This window comes from Arcicella sp., assembly GCF_964672035.1.
This window is the reverse complement of record NZ_CBABQS010000075.1, coordinates 1-22,079: the sequence shown is the minus strand read 5'-3', so window position 1 is coordinate 22,079 and position 22,079 is coordinate 1. Positions and strand designations below refer to the sequence as shown.

At 34.9% G+C, this 22,079-nt stretch carries 17 protein-coding genes and 1 pseudogene; 8 read left to right on the top strand and 10 right to left on the bottom strand.

What is annotated here, in order from left to right:
• A partial coding sequence (locus AC1W31_RS16645) for a hypothetical protein (protein ID WP_481735612.1) occupies positions 1-279 on the top strand: 279 nt, incomplete at its 5' end.
• 97 nt (positions 280-376) lie between these two features.
• Positions 377-526 (top strand): hypothetical protein, encoded by a 150-nt coding sequence (locus AC1W31_RS16640; protein WP_481735611.1) that lies wholly within the window; start codon positions 377-379, stop codon positions 524-526.
• 24 nt (positions 527-550) lie between these two features.
• Here AC1W31_RS16640 and AC1W31_RS16635 read toward each other — a convergent pair whose 3' ends face one another.
• Together AC1W31_RS16635 and dinB are read right to left on the bottom strand one after the other, a co-directional pair.
• Positions 551-3,484, bottom strand: coding sequence for a DNA polymerase III subunit alpha (locus AC1W31_RS16635; protein WP_481735610.1), 2,934 nt, complete (start codon positions 3,482-3,484; stop codon positions 551-553).
• 4 nt (positions 3,485-3,488) lie between these two features.
• Complete coding sequence (dinB, locus tag AC1W31_RS16630) at positions 3,489-4,664, bottom strand: DNA polymerase IV (protein ID WP_481735609.1); 1,176 nt, start codon at positions 4,662-4,664, stop codon at positions 3,489-3,491.
• Positions 4,665-4,811: 147 nt separating this feature from the next.
• Here dinB and AC1W31_RS16625 point away from each other — a divergent pair, with 147 nt between their 5' ends.
• Positions 4,812-5,504 carry an XRE family transcriptional regulator gene (locus tag AC1W31_RS16625; protein WP_481735608.1) on the top strand — a complete coding sequence of 231 codons (693 nt, stop codon included), beginning with the start codon at positions 4,812-4,814 and terminating at the stop codon, positions 5,502-5,504.
• Positions 5,505-6,113: 609 nt separating this feature from the next.
• Here the strand turns inward: AC1W31_RS16625 and AC1W31_RS16620 are convergent.
• The 6 genes and pseudogenes from AC1W31_RS16620 to AC1W31_RS16595 all read right to left on the bottom strand — a co-directional run bounded on the left by AC1W31_RS16620 (position 6,114) and on the right by AC1W31_RS16595 (position 11,715).
• Positions 6,114-6,275 carry a hypothetical protein gene (locus AC1W31_RS16620; protein WP_481735607.1) on the bottom strand — a complete coding sequence of 54 codons (162 nt, stop codon included), beginning with the start codon at positions 6,273-6,275 and terminating at the stop codon, positions 6,114-6,116.
• Positions 6,276-7,233: 958 nt separating this feature from the next.
• Positions 7,234-8,196 carry a sodium-dependent bicarbonate transport family permease gene (locus AC1W31_RS16615; RefSeq protein WP_481735606.1) on the bottom strand — a complete coding sequence of 321 codons (963 nt, stop codon included), beginning with the start codon at positions 8,194-8,196 and terminating at the stop codon, positions 7,234-7,236.
• Positions 8,197-8,367: 171 nt separating this feature from the next.
• Positions 8,368-8,805: pseudogene (locus AC1W31_RS16610) on the bottom strand (dihydroorotase); the annotation flags it as partial.
• Positions 8,806-9,762, bottom strand: coding sequence for an L-threonylcarbamoyladenylate synthase (locus tag AC1W31_RS16605; RefSeq protein WP_481735605.1), 957 nt, complete (start codon positions 9,760-9,762; stop codon positions 8,806-8,808). It abuts the pseudogene before it with no gap.
• 8 nt (positions 9,763-9,770) lie between these two features.
• Complete coding sequence (locus AC1W31_RS16600) at positions 9,771-10,607, bottom strand: DUF6671 family protein (RefSeq protein WP_481735604.1); 837 nt, start codon at positions 10,605-10,607, stop codon at positions 9,771-9,773.
• Between the two features lie 952 nt (positions 10,608-11,559).
• Positions 11,560-11,715 carry a hypothetical protein gene (locus AC1W31_RS16595; protein WP_481735603.1) on the bottom strand — a complete coding sequence of 52 codons (156 nt, stop codon included), beginning with the start codon at positions 11,713-11,715 and terminating at the stop codon, positions 11,560-11,562.
• Positions 11,716-11,806: 91 nt separating this feature from the next.
• Between AC1W31_RS16595 and AC1W31_RS16590 the strand changes: the two genes are divergently transcribed.
• Positions 11,807-12,655 carry a 3-keto-disaccharide hydrolase gene (locus tag AC1W31_RS16590; RefSeq protein ID WP_481735602.1) on the top strand — a complete coding sequence of 283 codons (849 nt, stop codon included), beginning with the start codon at positions 11,807-11,809 and terminating at the stop codon, positions 12,653-12,655.
• Between the two features lie 668 nt (positions 12,656-13,323).
• Here the strand turns inward: AC1W31_RS16590 and AC1W31_RS16585 are convergent.
• On the bottom strand, positions 13,324-13,563 hold the full coding sequence (locus tag AC1W31_RS16585) for a hypothetical protein (RefSeq protein WP_481735601.1): 240 nt from the start codon (positions 13,561-13,563) through the stop codon (positions 13,324-13,326).
• A gap of 523 nt (positions 13,564-14,086) precedes the next feature.
• Complete coding sequence (locus AC1W31_RS16580; protein ID WP_481735613.1) at positions 14,087-14,377, bottom strand: IS1096 element passenger TnpR family protein; 291 nt, start codon at positions 14,375-14,377, stop codon at positions 14,087-14,089.
• A gap of 322 nt (positions 14,378-14,699) precedes the next feature.
• On the opposite strand from AC1W31_RS16580, the gene AC1W31_RS16575 reads away from it, so the two are divergent.
• The 4 genes from AC1W31_RS16575 to AC1W31_RS16560 all read left to right on the top strand — a co-directional run bounded on the left by AC1W31_RS16575 (position 14,700) and on the right by AC1W31_RS16560 (position 21,741).
• On the top strand, positions 14,700-16,190 hold the full coding sequence (locus AC1W31_RS16575) for a tetratricopeptide repeat protein (protein ID WP_481735600.1): 1,491 nt from the start codon (positions 14,700-14,702) through the stop codon (positions 16,188-16,190).
• Between the two features lie 246 nt (positions 16,191-16,436).
• Positions 16,437-19,199, top strand: coding sequence for a TonB-dependent receptor (locus AC1W31_RS16570; protein WP_481735599.1), 2,763 nt, complete (start codon positions 16,437-16,439; stop codon positions 19,197-19,199).
• Between the two features lie 107 nt (positions 19,200-19,306).
• On the top strand, positions 19,307-20,545 hold the full coding sequence (locus tag AC1W31_RS16565) for a right-handed parallel beta-helix repeat-containing protein (protein ID WP_481735598.1): 1,239 nt from the start codon (positions 19,307-19,309) through the stop codon (positions 20,543-20,545).
• A 134-nt stretch (positions 20,546-20,679) separates the two neighbouring features.
• Positions 20,680-21,741: a phytase gene (locus tag AC1W31_RS16560; protein ID WP_481735597.1), complete on the top strand. Its 1,062-nt coding sequence runs from the start codon at positions 20,680-20,682 to the stop codon at positions 21,739-21,741.
• Positions 21,742-22,079 lie beyond the last annotated feature (338 nt).

Genomic DNA, 22,079 nt, shown 5'->3' with positions numbered 1-22,079 from the left:
AAGTTAGAAAAAGTTATTGGTAAACAGCATGGAATTGAAAGTTTAAAAGCCCAAAAACATGAAATTGTCCAAGGAAGGTTCTCCGAAATAATCCAAATTAATGGGATTGAAGCACGTTTTTATTTGGTAAAAAAGGAGGATAAATATTTAGTCAGCGTAGTTCCCAAACATTCAGAAATGCAAGAAAATAAAGCCACGGTTGACCCAAAAAACAAACCAGAAATTAATGTCCAACAAAAGAAGTATGAGGCTGCAAAATCTTTCAAAATCAAGCATTAATTTTGCTTAAACATTTGATATTTAGACACTTAAATCGTATTTTTAAAGCGTTGAAACTTATCCATTCAGCGGCAATTTTTATGAAAATATACTCGTAATGGATGGCGAAATTTACTTGAATACCATCGAAAAAAGACCCGAATTAATTTCTCAGGAAGATATTCAAAAAAATATTACATTGCAGCGTGAAGTAGTAGCAGAACTTTGCGGAGAAAAATGGTACGATGACGAATTATGCGTGATGTAAGGCGTTGATTATTATTAGGATGACTTACTCATTCCTGGGATCAGCCATAAACGGTAACTTATTCATCCAAGTCACCTGCAAGGCAAAATGCCCAAATTCCTCCGTTACCTTTCCTTTTAAATGATAAATTCCCCCACCCCGAAATGGATGTGTTTCGTAGGATTTTGGAAAATGAACGGTATCAAAATATTCTCCTTGTTCATCCACAAAATACCCAAAAGCCATGCGCTCTCCTTTCTTAGTCCAAGTGGGTTTTATGGTAATTAAGTACCCCAAAATCTCGACTACTTTGTTAAATCCCAAATGTATGTTCTTAGCAACATAATACGTTTCAGGCTTTTGATAGAGCATTTTATAAGGACTTTGTAAAGAGAAACCCAATAATTCGTATTCATCATAAGCATCTTCCAAATCCGAATGTAAAAGTATTGGAAGAGCGTAATTAACTTCTTCTATCTCAAAAATCTCGGACATTGCGGGTTGCATTTTTCTACCATTGACCATCAAATGTGCTTTCCAAAGTAATTCCTTTTTCCCCTCCCCAAACCAACGAAACGCCCCAATCCGAATTAGAATAATTAGTTGCTCTAATCCCGCAGGAACTCGTTGGCAAAAGTTTTCAAACGAGAAAAATGCCCCCTGACTTCTTTCTTCGATGATTTTATTGATAAGTTTCCTTTCCAAAGACTTTAAATGAATAAATCCCATAAAAATCGTTTTCCCGCAGATAGAAGTGGTATATTCGCTCGTGTTTATATCGGGTAATTCAATGATTGCTCCGTACCTTTTGGCTTCGTGAAAATAGAATTCGGTTCGATAAAATCCCCCGAAATTATTTATCACCGCCACCATGAATTCCAAAGGGTAATACGTTTTCAAATACAAACTTTGGTAACTTTCCACCGCATAACTCGCTGAATGGGCTTTGGAAAAACTGTATCCCGCAAAACTCTGAATTTGTCGCCAAACTTCTTTGTAAACTTCTTCGGCATAACCTCGGTTCCGACAATTGGTGTGAAACTGCTCCACGATCCGTTCAAACTCCGCTTTTGACCTAAATTTACCCGACATCGCTCTCCGCAACACATCGGCTTCGGCAAGGGTTAGCCCCGCAAAATGATGGGCCACTTTTATTACATCTTCTTGATAAACCATCACGCCATAAGTCTCTTCCAACAACTCCTTCATTTTGGGGTGAATATAAATGACTTCCGAAGGTTTATGGTGGTATTTTATAAAAGCTCCCATCATGCCCGAACTGGCAACGCCTGGACGAATGATGGAACTGGCAGCCACCAACGTTAGATAATTATCACATTCCAACTTCCAAATCAATTGTCGCATCGCTGGTGACTCAATATAAAAACAACCCATGGATTCGTGGCTTTTTAATTGGGCTTGAATCTTGGGGTCTTCTTTGAATTTTTGAACCGCATGAACATCCACATTGATACTCCGATTTTGCCAAATAATATCCACCGATTCTTTAATATGCCCCAATCCTCTTTGCGACAACACATCGAATTTAGCAAAACCAATTTCCTCACAAACGTACATATCAAACTCACAAATTGGAAAGCCTTTGGGCATCGGTTGTAGTGCGGTGTAATTAAATAAAGGTGCTTCCGAAATCATAATTCCCCCCGCATGAATGGATAAATAATTGGGAAAATCTTCCATTAATTTCCCGTATTTCATAATCAAATCGAGGTATTCGCCATTTTGAGGCGTTTTTCTGCCATCCACCAACGCATCAATTTCTGGTTTGGGCAAGCCGAATACTTTCCCCAATTCACGATAAGCCGAACGGTCTTTAAAGGTTACATAAGTTGCCAGCAAACAAACATAATTTGCTCCGTACCTTTTAAAAACGTAATCAATAATTTCATCCCGTTCATCCCATGAAAAATCAATGTCAAAATCGGGTGGCGAAGTACGGCTTGGATTAATAAATCGTTCAAAATACAAGTCTAATTCAATCGGGTCAATGTCGGTAATACCAATGCAATACGCTACAATAGAATTTGCTCCAGAACCCCTACCAATGTGAAAATAGCCTCTCGATTGAGCGTACCGAATAATATCCCACGTAATCAAGAAGTAGGAACAAAAACTGAGGTCAGCAATGACTTTTAATTCGCCCTCAATTCGCTTTTTAGCTTCCTGATTATTAGTCCCGTAGCGACAAACCATACCGTCATAAGCAATCTTTTTGAGTAAGGCTAAATCATCCGCTTTTGAGTTAGTGTAAATCTCTTTATTCTTCGGTTTTGAGTGATTAAATTCAAAGCTACATTGTGCTAAAACTTGCTCAGTATTAGCGATAATACAAGGAAAACTTTCTAATTTATTTTTGAGAAATTCAGGGCTATAAAATTGTTCGTCCAAATCAGCTTCGGCAGTTTTGGGTAATTTACTGAGCAAACTATTTTTATCAATTGACCTTAACAATCGGTGAATATTATGTCCCCTTTTATTGAAAAAAGTTATCGGTTGAAGCAACACAAAATCTTGGTAGTCTATTTTGTAGAGTTGAGTCAATTCATTCAAACGAATTCCGATTTTAGCGTTAGCGTTTTCATTCAAATACGCATTAAATTTGACTCTTTTCTGGAAAGGGAAAATAACAATCACTTGCTCAAAGGTAGGCGGAAGACTTGGAAAAGGCTTTTTTGATAAATTATGTGTAGTACGAAAAGCATTGATTTCGGCAAAGCCAGCCGCATTTTTCGCCAAACAAACGTATAACAATTCATCATCCTGCCGAAATTCTACGCCCACCACGGGTTCAATATTGGCTTTCTTACAAAGTGATACAAAATCGAATACTCCCGAAGTATTATTAATATCGGTTAAGGCGAGTTGTTGCACGCCCATTTCTACGGCTGTATTCACCAAATCCTCAATGGAAACCGTGCCGTAACGAAGACTATAAAAGGTATGACAGTTAAGGTACATTGTTTTATAATAATGAGGTTTCGGGTTTGCGTTTATTTAAATCAATATTTAGAGCTCTACCAATGGCATGAGTTCCGTACCTATCTCGAATTCTATCCATTGCTAAATACAAGGGAGCAACCTTTGAACCGCCATCGAATAAATTTAATTGTTCAGTGCCACGTACCAATTTGTTGAATCTCACACCCACTAATCGAATCAATATCCGCCTTTCGTAGAGTCTTTCAAAAAGTTCTAAGACGTGTTTGATCAAAACCATATCCGAAGCGGACATCTGAATATTGAGTTGTTTCGTGAAGGTTTGAAAATCACTGTACCGTACCTTAATGGTTACACAGCAAGTACAAAAGCCGCTTTTTCGTAAATCGTAACACAGCTCTTCGACCAATTTTATCAAAACTCTCCTCAAAAAATCAACATCCGTAGTATCTTTTTCAAAGGTAATTTCCTTGGAAGCTGATTTGGGGTCGTGATAAGGAACAATGGGGGAATTATCAATACCGTTGGCTCGTTCCCAGAGCGTAGTGCCTAATTTTCCAAAGGTTTTTTCCAACATTTTCAGGGGCATTTGACTCAAAACTCCAATGTTATTAATGCCCATATTCCGCAACGTTTGGGTGGTTACTTTGCCACAAAGCGGGATTTTAGCAACGGATAGCGGGGCTAAAAATGCCTTTTCTTGTCCATGAAAAATTTGTAATTGTCCAGCGGGTTTGGCTTCGTTGGTTGCCATTTTTGAAACCGTTTTATTGCCTGATAGCCCCATACTAATACTCAACCCCGTTTCTTTAATCACTTTGGTACGCAGTTCTTTGACAAACTTCCACGTGCCGAAAAACTTTTCCATGCCCGTCATGTCTAAATAAAATTCATCAATGCTTGCCTTTTCTACGACGGGAGCATTTTCCACCATGATTTCTGTAACGATGGACGAATACTGACTGTACGCTTCAAAATCACCTCTTAGGATAATGGCATCGGGACACAATTGTCTGGCTACTTTCATGGGCATTGCCGAGCGAACGCCAAAAGCTCTGGTTTCGTAACTACACGCTGCTACTACCCCTCGGTCACTGTTACCCCCCACAATCACGGGTTTGTGATTGAGGCGACTGTCTCGCAAGCGTTCAACGGACACGAAGAAACTATCTAAATCCATGTGGGCGACAACTCTATCCATTTTTGACTACATATTTGCAATAATTGAACACATTTTGTAATTTTGTTATAGCATACCATACAAAAACAACAAAATTGAGCCAAATATAACGACATAATTAAGTCAATCAATCATTTTGACTTAATTATTAAAAATATTCTTAAAAATATGACTACAAAATTGGGTCAAAACTTACTTTCGTTGAGAAAGAATCAAGGCGAAGGTATCTCACAAGATGAAATGGCAAAGCGGTTAGGACTAAGCAAGTCCACTTACGGCAGCTATGAGAGTGGACGAACAGAACCAAAATTGGCTGACCTGTTGAAAATGGCAGCATTTTTTAAGGTAACAACCGACCAATTGTTAGCGGGTGATGTTACGAAATCTACGCCTGTTGCTTCAAAAAATGAATTAAGGGTATTGGCAACTACGGTAAATTCTGATAATGAAGATAACATAGAATTTGTACCCATTAAGGCAATTGCAGGATATATAAAAGGTTACGGAGATTTGGATTTCATCGAAACATTACCCGTTTTTCAAGTCCCTTTTCTCTCCAAAGAGAAAAAATACCGACTGTTTCCGATTGAAGGGGATTCTATGTTGCCGCTGAAAGAAGGGTCGTTGGTGTTTGCGGAATATATCGAGGATTGGAAGAATGTCAAGAACGGAACGGTGTGCATCATTGTCACCAAAGACGAAGGAATTGTCCTTAAAAAGGTATTCAATTATCTGAATGAAAAGAATTTATTGGTGCTTAAATCTACTAATGAGAGATTTGCTCCGTATGCTGTGATGGGCGAAGACATCAACGAACTTTGGAAATTTGCAGGATATTTTCAGGGAGAGTTTCCGAGTTGAGGATAAACTGAATTGATAAGTTTCTTAGTTTTATACCTCAATCTCTTTATCATCGCTATCATACCAATCTGGAGTGCATCAAAAAGTGTAGGGCAGAATATTTTTGAGGTACTTAATTAAAAAATTATTGAATTAAAATGGCTACCTTAAAATAATTCTTTAAGAACATAAATTTGCTTGCCCTACACTTTTTGATGCACCCCTATAAGTATTGATAATTTCAACCGAAATGCAATTGATAAATAAATTCTACTAAAGCACAAAAAGATCTGTTATAACTCCCTGTATTACAGAAAGTTACAAATATATTGAGGAATGCGGACTAATTTGGTTCTTCGTCAATTTTAGTGAAAGCTGTATTTTACTTTAAAATCATAAAAGGGTAAATATTAGTATTTTGCTTTCATTTTTAAATGTTTGATAAATATTCATAAATAATCTCTTGAATTAATCTAAAAACACTTTTTACCAAAATTGACGAAGAACCTCTGTGTTTTCTGTTAAAATGACACCCACTTTCCGAAGAACATGTACATATATTTGAGAATAAAGGTAAAATACAGAAGTCGATCGCCAAACCATTTACAAAATAAAATTATTAACGATAATCTATTCATCCTTAGATAAGTTTGCTGAAGTAAAAGTCCCAACCACTACACCCATAGCCGCCAAAAATTTACGGTCAACTGCATTCTGTGCTGTACAAGCCACTATTAATAAACCAATCGTTAAGGCAATTAAAATGTAAGTTTCTAATTTTGATGTGTTCATTTCTTTTAGATTTTAACTTGTAAGCACATTTATTTATAATTTTCTTATTAATATTTTCTTTAAGATGGTTTCGAATAACCTTTCATGAATTTCGAGATGGCACCGATAGGGTTAAGAAAAAAGAAAATTATTATTTTATCACCGAATGCAAGAGAAGTGATTACGATGAATGGGGCTAATATTATTTCAAAGTCTATGTCAAGAATATTGAAGTGTTTAAACAGATATAACACAGATGAAAGCAGTATGCCTAACCCCACAATTATCCCCGATAATGCATTTGTATTTTGTTGAATTTTATTTTTCATGGTACAAAGGTCTGTACTCAAAATCATATTTTTTTATTTATCTTTTTAATGAAATACATAAATAAAGTTTATGATTCGTATTCAAAATTGACTGCCAAAAATGGTTATGATAGCACTATAGAAAAACAATGAATTAAAAATTTGGAGTACATATCATAAAAAGTTAATCGAAAATTATTTGAGAAGTGTTATATACTTTTCGTTTAAATTTTAAATTTATAAATGTCTTATTATTAGATAATTATGCTTTATAAATGTGAGATTATTGCGTAGAGAATGAAAGCAAAAGGGGTAATTTATTTTTTAATATTACCCCTTTTAATAAATTTATAGACAGATTTTGCGCATGAATTTTATGGATATTCAGAGTACAATTAAATAAAGAAAATACCACCTAATATGTTATTTTTATTCCAACTTTACCGTAATTTTTAGCATTATTTTGCGTGTTTAACACTTCGTTATTTAGTTGCACCCTTATTTGGAAATCAGTAATTGATTGCCCCGTTACATTTAATAGGAATATACTGCCCAGAAATGACTTTGATATTGACAATATTTTATTCGTAAAATAGTATTAAAAACTTACAGTAAAATTGGACTAAAAGTGGTAAATGTGCCAATACCAGTGAGTTTGCAATAATTCTTAATCAAGTGTTTTGTACGATTAGAAAATATATAGGCATACCAATTGTTATGTTTATAGGAAAGGTTACGGCAAGAGCCATTGGTAAAAAAAGCCCAGGATTTGACTGTGGAACAGAAATTTTCATGGCCGCTGGAACTGCAATGTAAGAGGCACTTGCGGCTAATACTGCAAACATAAAGCGATTGGTTATGTCTTCTGTTACAAAGGAGCTTAGCATCGCAATAATACAACCGTTAATAAGTGGAATTAAAATGGCAAAAATAGTTGGAAACCAACCGAATGAGAAAAATGCTTTTAACTTTCGGCCACTTGTAATGCCCATGTCTAAAAGAAAGATTGCAAGAAAGCCTTTAAACAGGTCGTTTGTAAATGGTCTTATTCCTTCTGCCTGTTTGGTATTAGCTACGTAACCAATAATCAAACTACCGAGAATAAGTAAAACACTTCCATTAGTAAAAGAATGTTTAAGTACACTTCGTTTTTTGATTATATTGGATTCGTCCTTGTTAAATATGGAGATTAAAATCAATCCAATAATTATGGCAGGTGATTCCATCAAGGCCATAATTGCTACCATGTGTCCATGAAGTGATAGTTGTTGAGATTCGAGGTAAGAAACTGCCGTTACAAATGTTACTGCACTTACTGAGCCATAAGCAGATGCTATTGCACCAGCGTCAAATATATTCAACCTTCGTTTAAGTATAAAGAATGTGTAGATCGGTATCATTAAGGAAATAAAAACCCCAAATAACATTGACCATCCAATTTCCATTGTAAATACCTCCTGAGATAATTCCTGTCCACCCTTAAAACCTATTGCAAATAATAGGTATAATGAAATAAATTGGGATGAATTTGCAGGTATTTCTAAATCACTTTTTAAATAAACGGCAATTATACCAAGTACAAAAAAGAGTAAGGCTGGATTTGTCAGGTTGTCCATAAGTAAATTGTAATTCATATTTTTCTATTTTTAATTTATTGTTTAATTATCTATGTTTTTCAAATTTTAATCTTTTGCCATTATTTTTTTCATAAAAGCGTTCATTTTCATAAACTAAGTTTCCATTTATAAATGTTTTTACAATTTTGCTTTTGAAGCATTGATTTTCAAATGGGGACCATCGTCTGTTATGCCACAAATATTTTCATTGTCGGTCTTTAATGCTTCTTCTAAATTGTTTTGATTGATTCCCATAAAAAAGGAATAGTTAGCCAATGATGTTGCGGATGCAATGGTATATTTTTCCTCCAATAACGCTTGCGTTAAAGTATTTGGAATTGTATTTGGCATTTCCATAAAAGAGGTTATTCCACCAGCTACTGCTGCCCTTGATTCAGTGTAAATACTGCCTTTGTGAGTTAAACCTGGTTCTCGAAAATGTACTTGGTCATCAATAACTCCGGGCAACAAATAAAGCCCTTCGGCATTAATTTCCATTATTGAACAAGCATCATTCAGATTGATGGATGTGCCTATTTTTTCAATTCGTTCACCTGCCATTAGAATATCTGCGATGATAATATTGCCATCACTTACAATTGAAGCGTTCCGTATAACTATTTTCATCTATTCTTTTTTTGTAGCTCTTTCCAATTTGTCATTAATGGTTTTACCCAAACCTTTATTTGGCAATCTCTCTACTAAGATTACATCCAGTTTTTTTTGGTCTAAACGATGCATTGCAGCGTATAAATTTTTAGCAGCTTCGGTAAAGTCCCCAGATTTTGATAGTATTTCCTGATGAAGAATATTGTCATTTTGAATTTGACTTTTAAAAACCAACAAGCCTATTTTTTTTCCTTCAAAACATTTTAGTAAATCTGAAACATCATTGGTAAGATAGGTATCAGTCATTGGTGCATAATGTCGTGAAAGCATCCCTGGTGCGTTTGGAGATTTATCATTGTTGGTTATAATGCTTAATTTTCCGACAATTTTTTCTATCTCCTCTATAGAAATTGAGCCATGTCGGTACAATACTGGTTGGTTATTTTCAAAACCAATAATCGTAGATTCTAAACCTTTTTCGCATTCCCCTCCGTCTAAAATAACGTTTAGTGACTCTCCAAAATAATTTAAAACGTGTTCTGCATTTGTTGGACTTATAGACCCAAATGGGTTTGCACTGGGTGCTGCTAAAGGAAAGTCAATATTATCTAATAAAGCTAAAGTTAGTGGGTGACTTGGAACTCTTACAGCAACTGTGTTTTTCCCAGCGGTTATTAGATCTGAAATGTGTTCCTGTTTTTTCAAGACCAATGTTAAAGGCCCTGGCCAAAATTCGTTGGCAAGCTTGAGCGCAATATCAGGAATATCATAAGCGATATGCTGTAAATATGCTGTCGACTTAATATGAACAATTAATGGATTATAAAATGGCCTATTTTTTAGTTCAAATATCTTTTTTATTGCTGGCTCATTATATGCATTTCCTGCTAAACCATATACTGTTTCGGTTGGAATTGCTATCAACTCATTTTTCAGAAGCACTTCTTTTGCTTTAATTATATCTGTTGTGAGCATTTTTCGTTTTACGGGTTACAAAAATCACAGTACATAGGCTCTTCCGTATGTTTTCCATTCGGAAATTTTTCTTCTTTTTTATAAGTGCATTTTTGACAAGTATAAATATAACTTAAAGGGCTTCGAGTAGGAAAATTGCACAATTCACAAGGCAAGCCTTCATTGGAATCGGTTATTCCAAAGCCTGGTGTATTGCAATTTGGACATCGTGTGTTTATTTTATTGGCCAGTTTTAAAGTTGTTTTTTTTATCACTTCCATGCGCATTGGATTATACATGGCTCGCATATCGGTCTCAATGAAAGCTTTTCCATATTTTGAAATAAAATCATTAAACGTACGCTTCAGAAGTTCGTGATTTGTTATTCCCTTCATGATGTTTGTAAAATCGTATTTGGCCTTTTTAATGATCAGACCATGAGCAGGAAATTTTACCTGTTCGATAAAATCTATTAATTCTTTTTCATTTTTAATTTCTGAACCTTTAAAATTAGTTTCTGCACTTAGTTCCCTAACGATAATTTCTAAATCATTTTTCTGATCAATAAAGAGTAAAAACTCCTCATCGGCTGGAATAAAATATATACTTGGATGTGAACCAAAGGAACCCTCACTGGCAATAGCTAAATCGCAATTAGTTAATTCCATCGCCAAAAGACATTTTTTTCTTGCGGTTGTTATGGGGTCATCTTTTCTATCTATTTCGCCAGTGAATGTTCCAAATTCATCCGTATCTAAATTTGTTACAACAAAACATTTTACACCCAATTCTTTTTCTAAAATTGAAGCAATTACTTTTTCCTTTTCGTGTTTAGTTGCGATTAGTAAATTTCTTCCTTTGAACATTAGTCTTCCGATAATGAAATGTTTATTTCTGAACTAACCAATTTTTTTATCTTTAGCTTCCGATAAAATAGCGTATAGCTTTTCCATTTCGTTTCTTAGGGCAGGAATTCTTTTTTGTGTAATTGCATCGTCTTTTCCAAATCGTTCTTGCGAACTCCACTTTTCATATTGTGAAAAGTGATTTTGAAAGAAAAAATACTGTTTAAAATTTCTTTGGACTCATCAAAGGAGAAGTAACCTTCAACAAGTGTTAAATTTTCAATGATATTCATTTATTTTAAATTTTTAGGTGATAAATGTTTTAATGCGAAAGCCCCGGCTATTATTCCTAATGAGACGAATAGTTGACTATTAACAGCATCTTTAGTTATGAAAGCTATTATTAAAAAGCTGACCATTACGACCATAATAAAAATGGTTTTTATTATCATTGTATTCATCGTTATTCAATTTTAATTATTGCTTCTACTTTTACACTATTGGTTTTTGAAGTGATCATTTTTCTTAACTCAAGAAGCTCTTTTTACAATTGCTTTATTTTTGCTTACCTTGTTTTGATATCCTCTTCATTACCCAATGCAATTATTTCCGATAATACAATTGTATTTTGTTGAATTTGATTTTTCATGGCGCAAAGGTCTATACTCAAAATCATAATTTTTCATTTATCTTTTTAATGAAATGTATAAATAAAATTTATGATTTGTACTCAAAAGCAACGATTGCGGGCTGGAATCACCATTTGGTTGCAAGTCCCTTATTGGAGTGCATCAAAAGTATGGGGCAAGCAAATTTATGTTTTAGAGAATCATTTAAGGGTAGGCAATTGAACCCAATAATTTTTTAATTCAGGACATCAAAAATCAATTGCCCCACACTTTTTGATGCACTCCGAAAACAAAGTTGAAAAGAAGAAAATCTATAGAAATAAACCATCTCGATTGGCAATTTCTTATTTTAGGCAAGGGCTTTCAATCATCAAATCTAAGATTTGGTCTTTGAAACGATTTATTGGCGTACTAAACAACGTTTTTAAAAATGCTGACCAAGGAAAACTCCTGTATGTCCAGTAATAAAGGGTTCTGTACTGCCAGATTTTACTTAACATGCTGAAACTGTTTAACGAATAATTTTTCCATTTGTCATTTTTTTTATACCTTTAATCGAACTAACAAACTTTTTTAAATAGTCTAACAAATATGCTTAAACCACTTTATTTTTTTATTCTGGTATCCCTTTTTTTTATGGGATTCTTGGCTGTTGACCCAAAAAATAAGAATCAGCCCCTCTTTAATGGTAAAGATCTTACGGGTTGGGATACTTACATTGGTCCACCCTTGGATGATGCTGGTAAAATGTTGTCGAATGTACCTGTTGGATTGAATAATGATCCTAAACATGTTTTTACTGTGGTGGATAATCATGGAGAAAAAGTGATACGGATTTCAGGGGAAGAATGGGGAGGTATCAGTACCTCAAAAGAATATGAAAATTTTCATCTACACGTACAATTTAAGTGGGGTTCTTTGAAATGGGGACAGAAAAAAAATAGTAAAAGAGATAGTGGCTTACTATATTTTGCTGTGGGTGCTAACGGTGCTGACTATGGCGCTTGGATGCGGTCACAGGAGTTCCAGATAGAAGAAGGAAATAGCGGTGATTACTGGGGTGTTGCTGGAGGAAATGAAGATATTCCTGTACAGAAAACCTCAGATAATACGTATATCTATGACCCCAATGGTCAAATGCTTCCCTTTAATGCCACCAGTAAATATGGAAGGCATTGTATTAAAAAAGGGGATGCTGAACATCCTTCTGGTGAATGGAATACCCTTGATTTATATTGCCATGGTGACACAAGTATCCATGTAGTTAACGGTAAAGTAATGATGGTTCTGTATCACTCTACACAGGAAGATAAGGGTCAGATAACTCCACTGACTAAAGGAAAGATACAGATTCAATCTGAGGGTGCTGAAGTCTTTTACAAGGATATTCTAATTGAACCCATTAATAGACTTTCTCCGGCTATGTTGCATGAAAAGTAAGGTTTTAATAAGTCTAAAGCACAGGGCAAACATATTTCATGTCTACTAATTGCAAAGGACTCATAGCTAAAAATTTTTGAATTATAGCACGAAAGGTTGTCTACGAACAAAATCTCAAATACTTTAGGGTTACTTATGGAACAGTTTATAACTATCGTTTAAAAAATAAGTAAAGCATCTATACCTAATTATCAAGGTTAAAACTGCTACTTTTAGTAAATTTGTAACGAAAATCTCTGTTTCAATCAAGCTTGAAAGGGTGGCGAAACGCCGTCCTTATGACTCTCCATCGGGCAAAAGTTTAATCACTTTGTACTTTTCTAAAGGGAGTGCATCAAAAAGTGGGTGGCAATTATATTTCTTCTTTAAAATAATCATTTTAAGATAGCGTATTAAACTGATTAACTGAATCAAAAAGTATGGGGGCAATTACATGGTACTTCGTCAATTTTGGTGAAAAACTATTTATACTCCACTTTAAGAAAACTTTTATAATTTAAAATGTAGTTCTATAGAAGGAATCGTGGCATAATAATTTTCTAAATTGAACTATCTTTTTATTCCCAAAAGTCTTTCACCAAAATTGACGAAGAACCCGGAAGAATGTCCACCTTTTTATTTAACTGGTGCCAATAAATGGGAATTGCTATCCCAGGATAGACAATACATTAAGTCAATAAATGAACACATTTTTCGCCCCTTTCCCATTGTATTCCATCTAAAATAAGGTATTTAATGCTCTCTGATAGGGTTTTGTAAATCATTCCCAAATTGCAATCAATGAGTTTATTGTTAGCAGAATCGGAAATATTAAAAAGCGGAACGCCGCCCGACCTTATCAAGCGTTTGTAATGCGAACATGAAACGATCTGTTCATTTTCTAAGAGTTGAGGTAGGTAATCTCTCATCACACTCAAATTGGTAGAACGAGAGATAATGATAGCGTTACAAACAAGTAGTAAATTTTCTATCAACGAATGATTAGGCATCCCCCTCTAAATCTAAAAAATACTCGCTAAATTGACATACAATTGGATTGGACTTCACGATAACTTGATTTTTGTTTGGTAGCAAATAAGTTACGGAAGTCTAACCAGTTTTAAAACCATTTTTTTGCCTATATGTCCAGTAGTAATTGAACGCACTACGATATATTTGTAACTTTCTGTAATACAGAAAGTTATACCAGATCATTTTGTACTTTAATTAGAATTTATTTATCAATAGCATTTCGGTTGAAATTATCGCTTCAAATACTTATAGGAGTGCATCAAAAAGTGTGGGGCAAGCAAATTCATGTTCTTAAAGAATCATTCTAAGGTAGACATTTTAATTCAATAATTTTTTAATTAGGTACTTCAAAAATATTTTGCCTCACACTTTTTGATGCACTCCATTTTAGACGCATACGGTTTTCTCAACTCTAATTTCTTATTCCCAATCGTCTCCAAAATTATAGTCAAAAGTAAATTTATCGCCCACTCTTAACCATAAATCTATGATAAATATCTTGAGAAGATTATCGAAAAATCCCATAGCCCCACTTCTTGAAATACCATATTCCATTCTCCAAATTTTGAAGCTATGAAGATGGTCATTATCCAAACCCATAATAATTTGAATAAGATGCTGAAGTTGATCAATATGGGTATCTCCTTTGATTTTGAAACACCTATAAATCATCGGGAAAATATTCAAAATATATATTTTGAAATGATAAATTGCAGTTTGAGGTCTGCAATTTCTTCAAGTTAACGAAAAAATCATTTGCCCCAAACTTTTTGATGCACTCCCTCAGCCTGTTTGAAAGCTTTATTATATAATTGTTATCCTTTTATGAAATGTATTAAATCTAATTTTCAGGATAGAACTTTGTTTCTATTTTTAATAGATTTTTTTGTCCTTCATGATGAAACATATAGTCCATTTTAACCTTGCTCTTTTGTGTATTTTTCTTTTTTATAGCTCGATTCTTGCGCAACAAGAGCATTTAGAGTATAATATATTTACTTCGCAACAAGAGCCGAGCAAAAGTTTATTGCAGTTGAAAAGCAAATATAATGAGGCTACCGAAAATCATAAAACTTTAGCGGCTGCCCAAGCCTTGCAACAAATGGGGCTTTTGTGCTTTCATGTAGGGCATTATCCGCAAGCATTAGACTTTTATCTTCAAGCCGATAAACTTTTTAAAAGTATTGAAGCGGATTTACTACGAGCTAACAATTTAAACGATTTGGGACTACTTCAATATTTCAATCGGAATCCTGTGTTAGCGAGGCAGTATTATGAAGAAGCCTTGCATCTTTTTGAAAGCCATAATGACCATTTGGGCATTGCTATAACGCTGGGCAAAATCGGACATCTTTTTGAAAAACAGCAAGACTATAACCGATCCTTAGATTTTCAGAAACAAGCAATTCAACACTATACACAAATTAATAATCAAACGGGTATTGCTAAGATTTATGAAAATCTGGGTAGTATTTTTGAAGATTTGAGCCGGTATGATTCTGCCAAGTTTTATTTTAATAAGTCATTGAAAATTAATGACGAACAAAGTAATGAAGTGGCTAAAATTGAAGTTTTGAATAATATTGGAGATATTCTTCGTAAAACGGGGAAACCTCAAGAAGGATTAACTTATTCCAAACAGGCGCTTAGCTTATCCAAAAAATACCATGAAAAATACCAAGAAGCCAGCGCTTACAGAGATTTAGCCAGAACCTTTAATCTGCTTGGACAAAACGATAGTGCTTATTTTTACCTCGAAATTAGTCGCAAGATGACACTCGATATTTATTCAGAACAGAGTAATCAAAAGATGGCAATGATGCAAGCAATTTATGACATTACGAAGAAGAATAGCGAAATAGAACGCTTGAATAATAACAGTAAGACCAACAAAATTATTGGTTTTGCAGCCACGATTGTGATGCTCCTGTTAGCAATTCTTGGAGGTGTTGTCATCAATAAACAACGAATGTATATTCAAAATGAGCACTTGGTTAATGAGCAAAAACGGAAGGTTTTTGAGAAAGAACAAGAATTGGTTCAAGTTGCTTTGCGAAACAGACAGTTGGAAGAAGAGCAGTTAAAGCAGGAACTCGAAATTAAATCAAGAGATTTGACTACACATACGCTACACATTATTCAGAAAAATCAGGTTTTAGAAAAACTCTACCAACGTTTGGAAGAAATAAGCAAGGATGATCGAAAAAATACGCAAAGAAACATTCAGAAAATCATGACGGAAATACAAGATAATTTTAATCATGACCAACACTGGGATGAGTTTCGTCAAATTTTTGAACAAGTACATGGAATGTTTTTGGAGAAAGTAAGAGCCAGCTCCGAAAACCTTACTGCAAATGATTTGCGCCTAATTGCCCTGTTAAAAATGAACTTGAAATCATCTGAAATTGCTTCATTATTGGGCATCTCCCAAGATAGTTTGCGGGTAATTCGTTACCGACTTCGTAAAAAACTTAATATGGAACAAGGAGATAATTTAGCCAGCTTTATGCAAAACTTGTAACGGTAAAATAACGATAACAATTTGATAATATTTAATTTAAACTTTTAAACTCATTGATATTCAACTATTTATAGATTATTTTTTTCGTGTGTTGCTTTTTTGTTAACGCTATTTGTAACGCTGTTTCCTTTTTGTAACGAAGGAGATTTGGAAATTTTTGAATGCTGTGATAATCTTTGCCTCATCAAACCGATGGAGCTTTTTTTATTCAACTGGCTTCTGGGTGCAACTTTCATTTCATAAATTATGTATAAAAGTTTAATTATATTTCTATTGCTGTCCTTTCAATTATTTGCTGTTCCAAATGCGGATAATACCCTCAAAGGGTTTGTACTGGACAAGTATTCTGGTGAGCCATTGGTGGGAGCGAATATCCGTATCGATAAAAGTAATGTGTATGTTCTTACGGGTTTGGATGGTTCATTCAGTCTAAAACATTTGGAAACCAGAAAGTACCTCTTAATCATAAGTCATATTACGTATCAGTCTTTTAAGCAAGAGGTAGTCATTAATTCTCCATCTCAAACGCTTATGATTAAATTAGAAAATAGCCGATTGCAAGAATTGGACGAAGTCCAAGTCGTAGCTACCACGGATAAATCATCTGAAAATTCAGCTCGTAAATCTGAACGTAATGCCAATCAATTGATGAATATTGTTTCGGCAAAAGCTATAGAAATTTCTCCTGATTTAACGGTGGCTAATTTAATTCAACGAGTTTCTGGCGTTTCAATTGAACGCAACAGTAATGGAGACGGTCAATATGCTATTTTGAGAGGAATGGACAAACGTTACAATTATACCTTAGTAAATGGAATCAAAATTCCGAGTCCTGATAATAAATATCGTTACGTGCCTTTAGATATTTTTCCTTCTGAATTATTAAGTCGTTTGGAGGTAACCAAAACGCTAACTCCAAATTTAGAAGGCGATGCCATAGGGGGAATGGTAAACATGGTTATGAAAGATGCTCCCACAGTACTGGAAATAAAAGCAAATTTGGCTTTTGGTTATAACGAGCTGTTTTTGAATGGTGGTTTTTCGAGTTTTAATAAAGGTCAAGTCCTTTCGAAATCATCTTACGAAATCAATGGCACTTCATATTATGCAACACCTAATGACTTCTCTAAAGCAACAGTAGCCATTAAAACGCAAATGCCTTCGCCCAATATTGTGGGGGGGCTATCAATTGGCAATCGTTATGTTCACAATAAATTAGGAGTTATTTTAGCACTTAGCTATCAAAATACCAACCGAGGAAGTAATAGTAGTTTTAATTCTTCTACGGTCTATGATACCGAAAGAAGCTCACGCATTACAAGTATTTCAGAACGGAAATTTGCAGATCAACAAGAACGTTTGGGGATACATTTGAAATTGGATTATCGTCTAAATGCGAAGCATAAGTTTCAGTGGTATAATGCGTTTATGAACCTTCAAAATAGTCAGGTAAGAGAAACGAGAACCACGGATTTCTCAAATGGTGGTTATGACCCAATTGTGGGAAATGCTGGGCTTAGTTTTGCTACTCGTGCCCGCCTGACCCAACAGCAAATCATGAACAGTACCTTACAAGGAAATCATAAATTGTTAGACAAATTAACCCTTGACTGGTCGGTAGTGTATTCAATAGCTACTAACGCTACGCCCGACAATACGTCGATTACTGTTTTAGGAACTCGCAAAAATTTCGTTGAAACTAAGACCTATGCTTCCCAAATGACTCGTCGTTGGGAACACAATTCTGATAATGATTATGCAGCTTACTTGAATTTGGTTTACCTTACGAAATATCATACCAATACCCTCGAATTAAGTACAGGAGGTTTATACCGAAACAAAAAACGAGACAATTTCTATAACAATTACCAGTTTCAACCAAGTAATGTGTATGCACTTTATGGCAAAGATTTTAATGCGAATGAAGACCTTTCTTGGACATTAAATAATCCAAGAGGTTCGGTTGCTTCTGCCTTGACTTACAAAGCTACGGAGCAAATTATTGCAGAATATTTCATGGCAAAATTGCAACAGGAAAAACTACAAACTATCGCTGGTTTACGACTTGAACATACCAATCAAGGGTATGAAATGCTTTTCCCTTTGGGAGAATCTAAGCCATCGGGCAATCAGATTTATACCGACTTTTTGCCAAGTGTCAATATAAAGTACATTTTAAACACAAAACAGGTAATGCGTGCTTCGTATTTCCGCTCGATTAATCGTCCAGGTTTTTTTGAAATAGTGCCAGGAAAAGTCGTAAACGAGGAATATCAGGAACGGGGAAATCCTGATTTGAAACGTGCCATTGCCGATAACTTTGATATTAGATTTGAGTTACTACCAAATCCATCTGACCAATTATTAATAGGCGTTTTTTATAAATTCATAAAAGACCCCATCGAATACGCCCTAAATGTGGATGAAACTCGTGGGCAAGATGTGTACTATTCTCCAGGAAATTATGGAAATGCAACCAATTTTGGATTAGAATTAGACTACATTAAATACATAAAAAATTGGGGTATTAAGGCAAATTATACCTACACGAATTCGTTGATTACTACTCAAAAAATCATTCGTGATCGTAATTCAAATGGCGAACTTTATACTAAAAATGTGGCTCAAACTCGCCCTCTTTATGGGCAGTCGGCTCATATAGGTAATGTAACGCTGCTTTATAAAGATGGTAAAACTGGTTGGGATGCACAGCTTGCTGCTTCCTACACAGGCGAACGCATCAACACCGTGTCTCAGTTTTTGGATAATGACCTTTGGCAAGAGGCATTTATTCAAATGGATGCTTCGGTAGAAAAGAAAATAGGAACAGATTGGGTTATTTTCGCAAAAGCTAACAATTTGATCGATACACCTTTGCGAGTAGTCATTAAAAATACAAATCCTGTTAACAACGATATTAATCTTGAAAGTGGTAATGCCCACAGTACCTTAATTCGACAGGACTTTTATAAACGTTCGTTCGTCTTAGGCGTTCGTTTCAAAATATAACCTCATAAAATAATACATTCATAAATCGACTCTTCCAATGGAGTCGTGAAAATATTCATTTGCTCAAACAACAATTCTTTTATTTAATCTAATAATTAATTTTCAACATGAAAAAGTTACTTTTATTATCCATTTTTGCAGCCTTTTTATTTACAGGTTGTAGTTCAACGGACGTTTCTCCTGCCGAAAAACTATCCGTTTCAGGGGAAGTTTCAGGTACTTGGAAAAAAGGTTCAATCATTACGGTGAATTCAGATTTAATAATTCCTGTCGGAAAATCATTAACAATTGAAGAAGGTGTAAGTATCGTTATGGATACAATCAGCAAACCTGAGTTTATTATACAAGGTAATTTATATGCGCTAGGTACGTCGGCTAACCCAATTAAATTCTCAGTTCCAGAATCAGCCAAATTGGCTAAATACAAATTTGGGCAGCTTTGGGGAGGAATTCTTGCTGCGAGAACTTGTACAGAACTGGTTTTAGACAACGTTATTTTGGAATATGGTGGTGCTGTAACTACAGAGGCTTCTACCTCGGTAAAATTAGGTTTATACAAGGCGCTTAGTGGTGAGTTTGATCCTGCATTATGGTTTTCAAATACTGCGGGTAAATTAGTAGTAAGAAATTCAACCATCCGTTTCTGGCGTGACGATGTTACGTATATAGAAGGCGGTAGTGTTATTTTTACCAACAATACCCTTTATACAACTGGTTTGAGTGGTGGCGATGGATTTAATATCAAGTCGGGTGTGGTGGCAGACATTTCGTATAACTTTGTGTATAGCACTAATACGAATGCCCTTAAATTATCAAGTACAGGCGGTCGTACACCACAAGCGATCGTAGTTGCTTATAACAACACGATTGTGAACACAGGATGGAGAAGACCAACAGCTAAAGGCGGATCTATTTGGGTAGAACAAAGTGTGCGTGCAAAGTTGTACAATAACTTGATGGCAAACTGCCGATTTGGAATTAAGAGAGATACAAAATTGCCAGAAGATACGACAAGTAGAGTATCTAACAACTACTACTATGGCTACACGCAAACGGCGGTTGACCAGTTCCAAAATTCTAAAGAAATTTTATCAGGAGCAAATGAAATCAAAGGAGCGAAAGCAGACGAAAATGACCCATTATTCGTGAATTATCCTAAAAGTACCGATTATTTAAACGCTGATTTCACTGCTACTTGGGACTTCCGCTTATCGGTAAATTCACCAGCTTTAGGCAAAGGACTAACAACCTTTACCCGTAATTTTAAAGATGGTCTTGTCATCAATAATGTTACCTACAAATCGCCAGAGCCAGCCACCTATGTTGGTGCTTATGGTACAAAATAACCTTACAGTAATATTTTTTGATAAATTTGTGCTTAAACACCAAGTCAAAAAGTCTGCTTTTATGGCATAAAGCTTATCACTAAGTGCTGATGGCAAACTTGATAAACTTGGTGTTTTTTTAACCCTTTTTCTTTATGCGTAATATCTTTTTTTTATGTGTTAGTCTGTTGTTTGCACAAGCATGTACATCTCAAGTAAATAACCAAAAAATCATTTCACCGCTTGTAATTACAGAAGCTGTGAAATACGATACCGATGATCCTGCCGTTTGGGTAAATCCAACGGATGCAAGTAAAAGTTTGATAATTGGGACTGATAAAAATCAAGACGGAGCGTTGTATGTCTTTGATTTAGGCGGAAGAATAATTCAAGATAAGGTCATCAGAAACTTACAACGCCCGAATAATGTCGATGTTGAATATGGCCTTTTATTTGGAGGAAAGAAGACAGATATTGCGGTAGTAACCGAACGTGTGACCCATAAGTTACGCATCTTCTCTTTACCTGACATGAAACCCATTGATGGCGGGGGTATTCCTGTTTTTGAAGGAGAAGTGGGTAGAGAGTTTAGAGATTTAATGGGAATTTCATTATACAAAAGTCCCAGTGGCGCTATTTATGCCATAGTTGGACGTAAATCGGGTCCTATTAATGGAGGCTATTTATGGCAGTATTTATTAGAAGATAATGGAAATGGAGCCTTGAAATCTACTTTAGTGCGAAAGTTTGGGACATATAGTGGAAAAAAAGAAATAGAATCCATTGCAGTTGATGATCAATTGGGTTATATCTATTATTCGGATGAAGGGGTTGGCGTTAGGAAATACTACGCAGAACCTTCAAAAGGAAACGAGGAATTAGCTCTTTTTGCAAAAACAGGTTTTTCAGAAGACCACGAAGGTATCTCAATTTATCAGCTTACGCCTACGTCGGGTTATATTTTAGTATCTGATCAAGGAGCAAATAAATTTCATGTTTTCAGTAGAGAAGGTTCAAAGGAAAATCCAAATGAGCATCAATTATTGAAAGTTGTGGAAGTTCAAGCGACTCAAAGTGACGGTTCTGAAACTATTTCAGTTCCTTTGGGTAAGTCTTTTACAAAAGGATTATTTGTAGCGATGAGCAATAACAAAACTTTTCATCTTTATCGTTGGGAAGATATTGCTGGGAAAGCGTTAAAAAGTATAAAAAAATAATTAAGCAATTGCTTTTTATTAAACTTTGGTCGTGCCGAATTTCAGAATTGAACACAGAAGTAGAATCATTTTTTGAATGGATTTTTCATAATGTAAATGAGAAAATAACTCATTTACATTATTTGAGATTGTTAGATTCTCCTGACTGAACCAGAGGTTTTCATAACAATGTGTATATTCCGATGAATGAGGTTCTTCATCAATTTTGGTGAAAGACTTTCGGTGAATAAAAAAGATTGTTCAATTCAGAATATTAATACACTACAATTACTTCTATTGAGCTACATTTTAAATCATAAAATTTTCTTAAAGTTGGGTATAAATAGCTTTTCACCAAA

What these genes read in the sequence shown, in the direction of transcription:
- AC1W31_RS16635 (WP_481735610.1), bottom strand. Translation starts at nt 3,484, where the DNA reads ATGTACCTTAACTGTCATACCTTTTATAGTCTTCGTTACGGCACGGTT.
- AC1W31_RS16565 (WP_481735598.1), top strand. Translation starts at nt 19,307, where the DNA reads ATGAAAAAGTTACTTTTATTATCCATTTTTGCAGCCTTTTTATTTACA.
- AC1W31_RS16595 (WP_481735603.1), bottom strand. Translation starts at nt 11,715, where the DNA reads ATGTTAAGTAAAATCTGGCAGTACAGAACCCTTTATTACTGGACATAC.
- AC1W31_RS16600 (WP_481735604.1), bottom strand. Translation starts at nt 10,607, where the DNA reads ATGTTCAAAGGAAGAAATTTACTAATCGCAACTAAACACGAAAAGGAA.
- AC1W31_RS16620 (WP_481735607.1), bottom strand. Translation starts at nt 6,275, where the DNA reads ATGAACACATCAAAATTAGAAACTTACATTTTAATTGCCTTAACGATT.
- AC1W31_RS16640 (WP_481735611.1), top strand. Translation starts at nt 377, where the DNA reads ATGGATGGCGAAATTTACTTGAATACCATCGAAAAAAGACCCGAATTA.
- AC1W31_RS16585 (WP_481735601.1), bottom strand. Translation starts at nt 13,563, where the DNA reads ATGAGAGATTACCTACCTCAACTCTTAGAAAATGAACAGATCGTTTCA.
- dinB (WP_481735609.1), bottom strand. Translation starts at nt 4,664, where the DNA reads ATGGATAGAGTTGTCGCCCACATGGATTTAGATAGTTTCTTCGTGTCC.
- AC1W31_RS16560 (WP_481735597.1), top strand. Translation starts at nt 20,680, where the DNA reads ATGCGTAATATCTTTTTTTTATGTGTTAGTCTGTTGTTTGCACAAGCA.
- AC1W31_RS16570 (WP_481735599.1), top strand. Translation starts at nt 16,437, where the DNA reads ATGTATAAAAGTTTAATTATATTTCTATTGCTGTCCTTTCAATTATTT.
- AC1W31_RS16590 (WP_481735602.1), top strand. Translation starts at nt 11,807, where the DNA reads ATGCTTAAACCACTTTATTTTTTTATTCTGGTATCCCTTTTTTTTATG.
- AC1W31_RS16625 (WP_481735608.1), top strand. Translation starts at nt 4,812, where the DNA reads ATGACTACAAAATTGGGTCAAAACTTACTTTCGTTGAGAAAGAATCAA.
- AC1W31_RS16615 (WP_481735606.1), bottom strand. Translation starts at nt 8,196, where the DNA reads ATGAATTACAATTTACTTATGGACAACCTGACAAATCCAGCCTTACTC.
- AC1W31_RS16605 (WP_481735605.1), bottom strand. Translation starts at nt 9,762, where the DNA reads ATGCTCACAACAGATATAATTAAAGCAAAAGAAGTGCTTCTGAAAAAT.